9 protein-coding genes are annotated in these 12,358 nt (G+C 54.2%); all 9 read left to right on the forward strand.

Translation table 11 applies throughout. From position 1 onward, the window contains the following. Positions 1–49 precede the first annotated feature (49 nt). The 9 genes from mfd (at position 50) to mraY (ending at position 12,332) form a co-directional block, all read left to right on the forward strand. Entirely contained in the window at positions 50–3,427 is a 3,378-nt protein-coding gene (gene mfd / locus VMF88_02775; GenBank protein HTY09975.1) for a transcription-repair coupling factor, read from the forward strand. An 8-nt stretch (positions 3,428–3,435) separates the two neighbouring features. Then, on the forward strand, positions 3,436–4,038 hold the full coding sequence (locus VMF88_02780; protein ID HTY09976.1) for an HAD-IA family hydrolase: 603 nt from the start codon (positions 3,436–3,438) through the stop codon (positions 4,036–4,038). A gap of 190 nt (positions 4,039–4,228) precedes the next feature. Continuing rightward, positions 4,229–4,687 carry a division/cell wall cluster transcriptional repressor MraZ gene (mraZ, locus tag VMF88_02785; protein ID HTY09977.1) on the forward strand — a complete coding sequence of 153 codons (459 nt, stop codon included), beginning with the start codon at positions 4,229–4,231 and terminating at the stop codon, positions 4,685–4,687. Positions 4,688–4,701: 14 nt separating this feature from the next. Continuing rightward, positions 4,702–5,631 (forward strand): 16S rRNA (cytosine(1402)-N(4))-methyltransferase RsmH, encoded by a 930-nt coding sequence (gene rsmH, locus VMF88_02790; protein HTY09978.1) that lies wholly within the window; start codon positions 4,702–4,704, stop codon positions 5,629–5,631. After that, entirely contained in the window at positions 5,631–6,077 is a 447-nt protein-coding gene (locus VMF88_02795) for an FtsL-like putative cell division protein (GenBank protein HTY09979.1), read from the forward strand. The genes rsmH and VMF88_02795 overlap by 1 nt, the downstream gene beginning before the upstream one ends. A gap of 2 nt (positions 6,078–6,079) precedes the next feature. After that, positions 6,080–8,266 (forward strand): penicillin-binding transpeptidase domain-containing protein, encoded by a 2,187-nt coding sequence (locus VMF88_02800; GenBank protein HTY09980.1) that lies wholly within the window; start codon positions 6,080–6,082, stop codon positions 8,264–8,266. A 16-nt stretch (positions 8,267–8,282) separates the two neighbouring features. Continuing rightward, positions 8,283–9,806 carry a UDP-N-acetylmuramoyl-L-alanyl-D-glutamate--2,6-diaminopimelate ligase gene (locus tag VMF88_02805; protein ID HTY09981.1) on the forward strand — a complete coding sequence of 508 codons (1,524 nt, stop codon included), beginning with the start codon at positions 8,283–8,285 and terminating at the stop codon, positions 9,804–9,806. Continuing rightward, positions 9,803–11,176 (forward strand): UDP-N-acetylmuramoyl-tripeptide--D-alanyl-D-alanine ligase, encoded by a 1,374-nt coding sequence (murF, locus tag VMF88_02810; protein ID HTY09982.1) that lies wholly within the window; start codon positions 9,803–9,805, stop codon positions 11,174–11,176. The genes VMF88_02805 and murF overlap by 4 nt, the downstream gene beginning before the upstream one ends. 40 nt (positions 11,177–11,216) lie before the next feature. Continuing rightward, the gene (mraY, locus tag VMF88_02815) at positions 11,217–12,332 is read left to right on the forward strand and encodes a phospho-N-acetylmuramoyl-pentapeptide-transferase (GenBank protein HTY09983.1); all 1,116 of its coding nucleotides are present in this window, start codon (positions 11,217–11,219) and stop codon (positions 12,330–12,332) included. Positions 12,333–12,358: the final 26 nt, after the last annotated feature.

A 12,358-nucleotide genomic window follows, 5' to 3' on the forward strand; every position in this document is an offset into this window, starting at 1 on the left:
TTATTTCTAATTCGCCGGCAGGGGTTTCTGCGTTTATAATTGACCGAGCATGCTTGCAGAGCTTAAAAAGAAAATAGTTTCGTCCGAGGAATTTCGACGGCTGACCGCTGCGGAGCCAAGCCCATCCGCACCGGCGCATCTGCGCGGAATCGCCGGCTCCCTCTGGGCGTTCATCGCGGCATATCTCTATGAGGAATTCCAGGGACAGGTCCTGCTTGTCGTATCGGAAAAGGATTCAGCCGAAAAATTACGCGATGACTGCGCCCAATTGGTTTCCGAAACGGACGTGCATCTCTATTCCGTCGAATCGGCTCATGCGGCGCGGCCGCTCGATATGACCGCGACGATCAGCCAGGTCGAATCGTTGAAGGCATTGACGGCTCAACTCCCCGGGATCTATGTCACGCACGCCGCGGCTCTTGCGTTCGCCGTTCCCCCGCGCGAGAAGTTTATCCGCTCGACGATCGAGGTTTCTTCAAACACTGAGACGGGATTCGAGGCGCTTCTCGCAAAGCTTGCCGGACTCGGATTCGAGCGAAAGCCGCTCGTCGAAACGTACGGCGATGTCGCCGTCCGCGGAGGCATCGTGGATATATTTCCTTTTGTGGGAGAGAATCCCGTCCGGCTTGAGTTCTGGGGGGATACGATCGAATCGATCCGGGAGTTCGACCCTCTCTCACAGCGATCAATCCGCGAGCTTCAGAGCGCCAGCATCGTTCCGAATATTTCGGAGATCGTTAGGGAGCAAGTTGGTGAAGCCGGTTCGGCGAATGGAACCGATGCGATCACGTTCATCGATCTCTTTTCTTCGCGCGCCATTCTTCTTCTGGACGATCTCTCGTTGATCGAAAAGGAAATGCAGGAGCTGGAAACTGAAGGGGTGGCATTGCCGATTCCGTTCAAGACGATCGAAACGAAATTTCAGAACTATCCGCGTTATATCCATACCGTCATCAACAAAACTTCAAACGCTCCTTCTGTTGATTTTCAGGCGTCGCCGCAGCCGCCGACGAACGGCAGTGTTAAGATTCTTCTGCAACAGGTAAGAAAGCTCTCCGGGAAGGGATTTGAAATAGCCGTTGCATCGGATACTGCCGAAGAGTCCGACCGTATTAAGGAGCTGATGAACGAGGCAGCAGGGACGGAAGACGGGAGTGAAGCTAAAGAGCCTGATGAAGGGGGCGGAGAACCCCGGACGTCGGGTTTGCCGCCGATCGTCTACATTCCCGAAACCGTGCATTCGGGCTTCCTTTTTCCGTCGGCGCAAGTCGCGCTGTTCACAGAGCATGAGATCTTCGGACGCATCAAACGAAGGGGGGGCTCTAAACGCCGCCGCTTCAGAGGGATCTCCCAGAAGGAGCTTCATTCGCTCCGCCGGGGGGATTTTGTCGTCCATGTCGACCACGGCATCGGAAAATTTCTGGGGCTGGAAAAAATTTCGATTCGGGGGACGGAACAGGAAGCGGCAAAACTTGAGTACGATGAAAAAGGGGTCCTCTTTGTCAACCTGAATTACATCAACCGGGTTCAAAAGTACTCCTCGGCGGAGGGACATACGCCGAAGCTCAACAAACTCGGCGGCGGTGAATGGGAAAGGCTGAAGGCGCGTGCGAAGAAGAAGATCAAAGATATTGCGCGCGATCTCATCCTTCTCTATGCCAAAAGGAAAAGCGAGGCTGGAGTTTCGTTCTCTCCCGATTCGCATTGGCAAAAAGAAATGGAGGCGTCGTTCATGTTTGAAGACACGCCCGACCAGGCCGCCGCAACCGCCGACGTGAAGAAGGACATGGAAAACCCGAGCCCGATGGACAGGCTGGTGTGCGGCGATGTCGGATTCGGAAAGACCGAAGTTGCCGTTCGCGCAGCGTTCAAGGCAGTCCAAAACAACAAGCAGGTCGCCGTTCTCGTCCCGACGACGATCCTGACGCAGCAGCATTTCACGACATTTTCCGACCGGCTCGGACGATACCCTGTGCGCATTGCCTCGCTTTCCCGTTTCAAGAGCGCGAAGGAACAAAGCGGAATTGTGGAGGGGTTGAAGGCTGGGTCGGTCGACATCATCATCGGTACGCACCGATTGTTGTCGAAGGATATCAAGTTCAAGGATCTCGGACTCCTGATCATCGATGAAGAACAGCGGTTCGGCGTGGCGGCGAAGGAAAAGCTGCGGGCTCTTCGGTCGAACGTCGACACGTTGACGCTCACGGCGACGCCGATTCCGCGCACCCTTCATTTTTCGCTGATGGGGGCTCGCGATCTTTCGATCATCAACACGCCCCCTCGAAACAGACTTCCGATCTATACGGAGATCGCACAATATGACAAAAAAGTGATCCGTGAGGCGGTCCTGAAAGAGATGCACCGAGGCGGGCAGGTCTACATTGTGAACGACCGGGTCGAGAACATCGAGCTGTTCGCGTCGACGCTGCAGGAAACGGTCCCGGAAGCGCGGTTCCGGATCGCGCACGGCCAGCTCAAAGGACATGAACTTGAAAAAGTGATGCTCGACTTTCTTGAAAAGAAATGCGACGTTCTCGTTGCGACAAAGATCATCGAGTCCGGGCTGGATATTCCTAACGTGAATACGATCATCATCAACAGGGCGGACAGGTTCGGGCTCGCGGAACTCTATCAGCTGCGGGGACGTGTCGGCCGGTCGAACGTGCAGGCGTATTCGTATCTGCTTGTTCCCCCGATTTCCGTCCTGCCGAAAACGACGTTGCGGCGCCTGCAGGCGATCGAAGAGTTCACGGAGCTGGGTTCCGGCTTTAACCTGGCCATGCGCGACCTCGAGATTCGCGGGGCCGGAAACATGCTCGGGGGAGAGCAGAGCGGGTTCATCATGGAAATGGGGTTCGAGATGTACACGAAAACTCTTGAAGAAGCGGTGAACGAATTAAAGAGTCAGGAATTCTCCCAATTATTCTCTTCCGACCAAAAGGGGATCCCCGTGTCCCGCGCTGACATTATTGTCGAAGCGGATCTTGATGCATACATTCCGGAATTCTACGTTGAAGACGATACGGAGCGTTTAGATATTTACCGCCGGTTGTATAAAACGGAAACGATGGAAGCGGTGGATGAGATCCGGCTGGAATTGATCGACCGGTTCGGCGCTCCGGTGGAAGAGGTCGAAAATCTATTCAAACTTTCAACGCTTCGGGTTGTTGCCGCCAATTCCGGATTCCGGAAAATTGAGATCAACAAACGGACACTGCGGCTTCATTTTCCGCCGGAGTCTGAAAAAGGATTTTACGAGAACGGCCCTTTCCAAACCATCATGGCCAAGGCGGGAGAAATACGGACGCACAAAGTTCATCTAAAGCAGGAAGGGAAGCAGCTCTTGCTGCACACCGTCCTCGCGGACGAAACCGGCAGCGAACGGGTCGCCGAAACCCACAAGCTGATCGAACAACTGCAAAAATAGGACCCTCTGTGAGCAAGATAACCACCGTCATTTTTGATATGGGACGCGTGCTGGTTGATATAGACTTCGACGCCTTCCCGCGCCTGCTTGGCATCGACAAAAAGCGTATCAACCGTGCAGATGAAGAGGCCGTCCAGGATATGGCGAGAGAGTATGAAACCGGCCGGATCGGCACCGATCATTTTTTTAAAGAACTGGATCGGATCTTCAAGGGAAAATACAGCCGCCAAGAATTGGAGACCGCATGGAACGCAATTATCGTAAAAGAAAATTCAGCGATCGTTCCTCTTGTCGATGCTGTTCGAACAAGGTATCAAATTGCGGTGTTGAGCAACACAAGCTCCACTCACTTCCGAAGGTCGTGTGACGTCGCTCCGGTCCTGCAGAAATTTTCGAAGAAGTATTTGTCGTATCAACTCGGCGCAGCCAAGCCGGACCCGGCGGTGTACCGGCATGCCATACGTGACTTGTCAGCCGACCCGGCCTCTCTCCTTTTCATCGACGATGTTGTCGAAAATATCAATGCTGCCGTCCAATGCGGGATGAACGGAATCGTTTTCACAGGCGTCGCCAGCCTCAATACTGCCCTTATTTTACAGCACGTTTTATAACTTTCCCTATTGGTGGGGAAGCAGGACTTATCCACATTTTCACCCCTCAAAAAACCCCCATTTTTCCTAAGTTTTCACTTGACTTTAAGTCTTTATTCCCTAAATTTCTGCTTCATAGTGGGTAAAAGTGGGGAATTTTACTTGTGAAATTTCTTAGTATTTAAGGCATTTTTGAAAGCAGTGGGTTCTTATGTCGTCATTTAAGGGTTCATACTCATACTCCGTTGACAGCAAAGGGAGGATAAATATTCCAGCGAAAATGAGGAAAAATCTTTCGCCGGAAGCCAATAATCTTTTCATCGTCACTCGCGGTTATGAATCGTGCCTTTTCTTATACCCAAACGACGAATGGATCAAGGTTGAACATTCGCTGCGCCAGCTTTCGCCGGCAGACCCCCGTCACCGGTACGTCACCCGAACCCTTCTGCAGTATGCCACGGAAAGCCAGCTTGACGGACAGTTCAGGATCATTATTCCAAAGGAACTCCTGCAGTTCGCGAAAATCGAAGACGAGGTCTTGATCCTCGGCATGCTCGAGCGCATCGAGGTATGGAATCCGAAAGTCTACAACGAGTACATGACGGCTCAATCGCAGAACGAAAGTTACGAGAACGTTGCTGCGACGGTCTTTAAGCCGTCGCCGGAATAATTTCGCAGAAACATGTGAGCAGTCCCTACCATCTTCCGGTGCTGCGGGATGAGGTCGTCGAGTTCCTCGTTACCGGACGCCGCGGGGTTTATGTCGACGGCACGCTCGGAGGCGGAGGGCATGCCGAAAGTATTTTAGAAAAGATCTTTCCGCTCGGCATCTTGGTCGGCATCGACGCGGATGCCGATGCCCAGACCGAAGCCGTGAAGCGCCTCCAGCGGTTTTCCGGCAATGTGATTTTTGTCCACGATAATAATGCCAACATCCGGTCCATTCTTCAGTCGCAAAATTTTCCCTCGATTCAGGGCGTTCTGCTCGACCTTGGCGTCTCCTCATTTCAGCTTGACGAAGGGAGCAAGGGGTTCTCGTTTCGCGGGAACGATGCCTTGGATATGAGGATGGACAAGCGGCAGCCGCTGACCGCAACGGAAATTGTCAACACCTATTCAGCCGAGGATCTTGCGGGTATTTTTTGGAATTTCGGCGAGGAAAAGAATTCGCGGAAGATCGCCCGGGCGATCGTCGAACGGCGGGAAACAAAGAAGATAGCGACGACCGGTGATTTGGCAGGGATCGTGGAACAAAGAGTTCCCGGTCAATTCGCGACCAAAACACTGGCCCGGATCTTCCAGGCGTTGAGGATTGAAGTCAACCATGAGCTCGATTCCCTTTCCCGCACGCTGAAGGAAGCGGTCGATCTTCTGGCGAGCGGCGGCCGCATCGTGGTGATTTCGTACCATTCACTCGAAGACAGGATAGTGAAAAATTTTTTTACGGAACAAGCTGCATTCATTATCCCATCCGGGCACAAGCTTGTGCCAGACACGCCGGTAACTCCGGCGCTCCGGGTGCTGACGAAAAAACCGATCGTCCCCTCCCGGAATGAGCAATTGTCGAACCCGCGGTCGCGCAGCGCTAAAATGAGAGTTGCGGAGAAAATGTGATGGCACGAGCCTACGACGGACATGCTTCTTCGATCAACACCTCGACGGTGTCTGACGGACGGTATATCTACAATGGAGACGTTGTTGCCGACCACCCCGTTTCCGGTCCGCAGCGCGAAATTCGTGCAAACAGGAAGGCGGTCCGCCGGAAGCACTCGACCTTCAACATTGTCAGCGGCCTCTTTCTGCTTGCCGCCCTGAGCCTGCTCTACACCGGAAACGTGATCACAGTAAATCAATTGATGAAGGAAGTCAACGATCTCAACAACCGCTACAGCACCATTGTCAGCAACACCGAAGTGTTGAAGGCCGAGATCGCCCGGAAGTCAAGCCTCGACCGGATCAGTTTGACGGCGAAAGAAGAGCTTGGTCTTACGAACCCGAAAGAACCCCCGGTCTGGTTTGAAGTCGACCAGGACAAAGTTGACGAGGTAGCCAAGAAATAGGTATGCCAGGTTTTGGCGTTGAAGAAATGTCCGGGGGGACTGCAGCATCGCCGGTTGTCGGAGCGCCGAGCCATTCTGCGCGGCTGCTGACGACGAAGATCGTTCTCTTGCTGATGTTCGTCGTTGCCGCGGCGCGCCTGGTGCAGATCCAGGTCATCGATTCGGGGAAATATCAGGCGATCGCCCGGAAGCAGTACGAAGTGAAAATTGTGCTGCCGTCGACCCGCGGAAATATTTACGACCGCCAGGGGAATATCTTGGTCTCGAATTCGATGTTCTTTTCCTACGCTGCGGACCCGAAGATCGTCGGGGACGGAGCGGAGGCGATCGCGAGGAAATTCTCGAGAGTATTCGGAAAGCCGGAGCAGTTCTATTTGCAGAAATTGCAGGATGAAAAACGTTTCGTCTGGCTCGAACGGCATGTGAGTCCCGAAGTTGCCAAGCGTCTCCAGGCGAACGCGCTCGAAGGAGTTGCGGAATTGAATGAACCGAAGCGGCTCTATCACTACGACAATATCGGCGGCCAGGTCATTGGCTGCACAAACATCGACAACGTCGGCATCAGCGGGATAGAATATTCTTCGGACAGAGCGCTGCGCGGGGCGGATGGGTTTGTCGTGATGCAGCGCGACGGAATGGGGCGCAAAAGGCCCTCCGCCGATTATCCCCGCCAGGAGCCGGTGCACGGCCACTCGATAGGGCTGACGATCGACATCGGATATCAGTCCATTGTCGAGGATGCGTTGAAGAAAGGGGTAGAACACTCGAAAGCCACCGCCGGCCTCGCGATGATCCTGAACCCGAATACCGGCGAGGTGCTGGCGATGGCGCACATTCCCAGCGTGAATCCGTACGACGTTTCCCACACGGACGTGCAGACCCTGCGGACGCGGGCTGTTTCGGATATGTTCGAGCCGGGTTCGGTATTTAAGATTGTCACGGTGTCGGCCGCACTCGAGAATAAGCTTATTGCTCCCGACCGGATGTTTTTTGCCGAGCACGGCAGATACAAAGTGCCGCTCAACGGGGGGAAGTTCCGGCTGATCACCGACACTCACGAAAACGGGATGATCACGTTCCAGCAGGGACTGGAGTTGTCGAGCAATATCGTGATGGCGAAGGCGAGTGATATCATCGGTGCGGAGCGGCTTTACACGCAGGCGCGCGATTACGGTTTCGGCATGCCGACCGGGATCGACCTCCCGGGAGAAGCGAACGGAGAGTTGAAGAAACCGGTCGAGTGGTCCGGCGCAACGCTTAACTCGATCGCGTACGGGTACGAAGTTGCCGTCACGCCGCTGCAGATTGCGATGGCATACTGTGCAGTTGCGAACGGCGGCGTGCTCGTGAAGCCGTACATCGTTGCGAAGGAAATGGACGAGACCGGCAATGTCGTCTACACAGGGCACCCGGAAAAGATCCGGCGCGTGATTTCCGAAGAAACGGCAAAAATGATGAGGGATCTTTTTGTCGGCGTCGTGGAACGGGGGACCGGCCAACCGGCAAAAATTCCCGGCATCACGATCGCGGGAAAAACCGGGACGTCCCGCAATTATGTCGACGGCAAGTATGCATCGGGAAACTATAATGCGACATTCGTCGGTTTTTTCCCCGCCGAAAAACCGGAGCTCGTGTGCCTGGTGATCATGGAAAACCCGACGGCGGGCGGGTACACCGGCGCTCTTGCGAGCGCGCCGGTCTTCAAGGCGATCGCGCAGCAGATCATCAACAACAACGGACTATTCTCCCGTGCCGCGTTCGCTGAAAATGAAAATGACGGATCACAGCCGCTCGTTCAAGTGCCGGACGTTTCTCATCTTCAACGCGCTGCGGCGGAGCAGCTCATCGCTGCGAGCGGTCTGCACACAACGGCTGTCGGCGAAGGAGATGCTGTCGTGCGGCAGGTCCCCGAAGCAGGAAAGAAAATTTCGCGGGGAGAAATTGTTCAGCTGGTGCTCGGACAGACGAATACAACGGTTGCCGGCGGAGGTCCTGTTGTTCCGGACCTTCACGGCATGAGCGTCCGAAGCGCGATCAACAGATTGACCGCGGAAAAATTCGACGTTGCGGTTGTCGGCTCGGGCGTTGTTGTCCATCAATCCCCCGAAGCAACCACTCCCGCGAAACAGGGAGAGAAAATAGTTTTGATTTGCGAGCCGAGACCTTTGGCGTCAGCTCAGCTCTATTGATCCGGTTACAGGAAACATGACACTATCATCGTTGCTTGAAGGCGTGAAGGTCTCGAAACTGTTTCAAACGACGTACGGCGGAATGGTGGTCACGCACGATGTTGAGATCAGCGGGCTTCAGTACGACTCACGGAAGGTCCGCCAGGGGAACATGTTCGTCGCGATCAAAGGGGCGTTGACCGACGGCCACAATCACATCGATGCGGCGGTTGCGAACGGCGCGAAAGCGGTTGTCATGGAAAACGATGCGCTGCTCCCAGATTCATATTTTATGCATGCCGGCGTCGTGAAGATCGTCGTCGGCAGCACGCGGCGGGCGCTGGCGGTGATGTCGGCAAACTATTTCGGACATCCGGCAAAGCGGCTCCGCCTGATCGGCGTGACCGGAACGAACGGCAAAACGACCACAACGTACCTCATCAGGCAATTGCTTGAATCGAGCTCGCCGTCGATGCGGGGCAAAGTCGGAATGGTCGGCACGATCGAATACGTGGTAGGAAAAGAACGGTATCCGGCGACGCACACGACGCCGGAATCTCTCGAATTACACAGGCTTTTCGCGGAAATGGTCGGGAAAGGATGCACGCATGCCGTGATGGAGGTTTCGTCGCATTCGCTGCACCAGGACCGCGTCTACGGGCTTGAATTCGCCGCGGCCGTGTTCACAAACCTGACCCAGGATCATCTCGATTATCACGGCACGATGGAACATTACTTTCAGGCGAAGAAAATTCTTTTTGACGGCCTTCCGTCGACGAGCTGGGCCGTCGTCAACACCGATGACGATTCCGGAAAGAGGATCACGGAAGGAACGAAGGCATCCGTGCTCACATACAGCGCCAACACCAGGGCCGACGTCAGCGCCGACAACGTCTCTCTTTCGATGAACGGAACATCATTGACGCTCCGCCATGGTTCCGAAGAGATGGCGTTGAACGCTCGCCTGGTCGGTCGTTTCAATGTGTATAATATCCTTGCAGCATGTTCTGCCGGGATAGCCCTTGGCATATCCGCGTCATCCATCACTGCGGGAGTCGCGGCGTTCCAGTCCGTTCCGGGGCGGTTCGAGCGCATTCTTTCGCCGGCGGGCTGGTCTGCCATTATCGACTATGCTCACACACCCGACGCGCTGGAAAAATGCCTTCACACTATCAAAGATATTCTTCCGGCAAAAGGTCCGTACAAGATCATCACTGTTTTTGGCGCCGGCGGCGACCGGGATAAAACGAAACGTCCGGTGATGGGAACGGTTGTGGATTCGTTGAGCGACGTTGCGGTGGTAACGTCCGATAATCCGCGAACAGAAGACCCGGAAGCCATCATCAGGGATATCCTCGCCGGCGTTCATCGGAAGAAGGATCTGGTGGTCGAGCCGGACAGACGACGCGCGATCATGAACGCTCTCTCGATGGCACACGCCGGAGATGCCGTTCTTGTTGCGGGCAAAGGGCACGAAGACTATCAGATCATCGGCACAACGAAGCATCATTTCAGCGACAGGGAAATTGTCCAGGAATTTATTGCGTCGCACGTCTCATGAAGTTGTCATTGAAAGATCTCGAAAAGCTCAAGCCGATCGAGATCATCAACAAAGAGCTGTTGAAGAATACAAAGATCACAGGCGTATCGACAGATTCGAGGACCATTCAGCCGGGAGACGTTTTTGTCGCTCTGCGAGGAGAGAAGTTCGACGGGCACCAGTTTATCGATGCCGTGGTCAAAAACGGAGCCGCAGCGGTGATCGTGGATGAAACGTGGAAGAAGGAAAACCCTGAATCGGCGCAGCGATTGGCGAGCGCGGTGACAGTCGTTCCCGACACGACAACGGCTCTTGGCAAGCTCGCCAATATCTATCGGAGAAAATTTTCAACGCCGATCGTGGCGGTCGGCGGAAGCAACGGAAAAACAACAACAAAGGAAATGGTGAGCGCAGTGCTGAGGACGACGTTCGACGTCTTGAGCACCGAAGGGAATCTCAATAACCATATCGGAGTACCGCAGACGCTTTTCCGATTGAGGCCGAAACACGATGTCGCGGTGATCGAACTGGGCACGAACCATTTTGGCGAGCTGAAATACTTGTGCGGCCTGGTCGAGCCGACGCACGCGCTTATTACGAACATCGGCAGGGAACATCTGGAGTTTTTTGGCGATGAAAACGGGGTTGCAAAAGAAGAAACCGAGCTGTTCAAAAGCGTGGCGGCAAAAGGATTCGCTTTTGTCAACGCCGACGACGTGCGCCTTTCGAAAGCGGGAAATAAAGTCAGGCGGACATTGAAATTCGGGACGGCACGCACGGCAGACATCCGGGCTCGTCACGTCCGATCGAACGAATTCGGTCAGCCGGCATTCGACCTCATGGTCAACAAAAAATCGAGCCCGGTACAGCTTTCGGTTTCGGGAATGCACAATGTTTCGAACGCCCTGGCTGCTGCTGCGGTCGGTGTGAAATTCAAGGTTCCACAGAAAGAAATTATCTCAGCGGTGGAACATTACATCGGAGCGAACAAGAGGATGGAAGTACTCAAGCGGAACAATATAACGATCCTGAACGATACATATAACGCCAACCCCGATTCGGTTCTTGCCGCGCTGAAAACCCTTCAGTCCCTGAAGACCGCCGGAAAAAAAATTGTTGTCCTTGCAGACATGCTTGAGCTTGGCGAACAAGCAGAACACGAGCATGCAAAGATCGGCCTCGCCGTGAGCGACATGGAATTTGAATATTTGCTCACGTTCGGCCCCCTCTCGCGGTTCACTCACGAGGCGTCGAAACTGGCTTTCGCAGAACATTTTGAGACAAAAGAAGCGTTGATCGCTTCGCTGAAAAGTCAAATCACAGCCGGCGATGCCGTTCTTATCAAGGGCTCGCGCGGAATGAAAATGGAAGAAGTGACGTCGCAAATTTAAGGATCAGGAGCGGAGATGCATCCGCTCCGACGAAAGAACCATGCTTTATTACTTTTTGAACCTTCTTGAGAGACTTTATCATCCTCCGGGTTTTGGGATCGTTCGGTATCTAACGTTCCGGTCGGCGGCTGCGGCTGTCACGGCGCTCATCATCAGCTTCTGGACGGGGCCGAAGATCATTGCCGCGTTGAAGAAACATCAGATCGGCGAGGCGGCAAAGCTTGAAGCTCCGAAAACCCATCTGAGCAAAGCTGGGACTCCGACGATGGGAGGATTGATCGTGCTCGGTGCCGTGCTGATCCCGACAGTGCTGTGGGGGGATCTGAAGAACATGTACGTGCTGCTCATCGTTTTCGTCACAATGGGTCTCGGGCTTGTCGGATTCTTGGACGATTACCTGAAGGTGGTGAAGAAGAAGCGGAAAGGCCTCATCGGCTGGTATAAAATTGTCGGACAGGTCACGGTCGGACTCGTGCTAGGCGCGGCGATGTACTTTTCTCCGGAACTGAAAGCCGTGCACGCCAACACGATCACTACGGTTCCGTTCTTCAAGAATCTGAATTTTGATTTCTTTTTCATGTATATCCCGGTCGTCATTTTCATCATCGTGGCGACGTCGAATGCGGTGAACCTCACCGACGGTCTCGACGGCCTTGCCATCGGCACGGTCGGCATCGTTGCCCTGACCCTTGCCGTCATCAGCTATATCTCGGGAAACATCGAATTCAGCCGTTACCTCAACATCATCTACATCCGGGGAAACGGCGAGCTCGTGATCTATTGTGCGGCGCTGGTGGGAGGAGCGCTCGGCTTTCTCTGGTTCAATTCGTACCCCGCGCAGGTGTTCATGGGGGACACCGGTTCGCTTGCGCTCGGAGGCGCGATCGGCGCGATCACCGTCATGATCAAGAAAGAACTGATCCTTCCGATCCTTGGCGGAATTTTTTTTGTCGAAACGGTCTCGGTGATCCTTCAAAGGCTGTATTTCAAGTACACGAAAAGAAAATACGGCGAAGGGCGCCGCGTGTTCCGGATGGCCCCGATCCATCATCATTTTGAAATGATGGGGATCGCGGAGCCGAAAATCGTTACCCGTTTTTACATTATTGCCGTCATGCTGATGATCGTCAGCCTGGCGACATTCAAGGTCCGGTGATGATTTCGCTGATGGCGCAGATTTAA

The organism is Bacteroidota bacterium, from assembly GCA_035506275.1.
Lineage (GTDB): Bacteria > Bacteroidota > Ignavibacteria > UBA10030 > UBA8401 > JAGVPT01.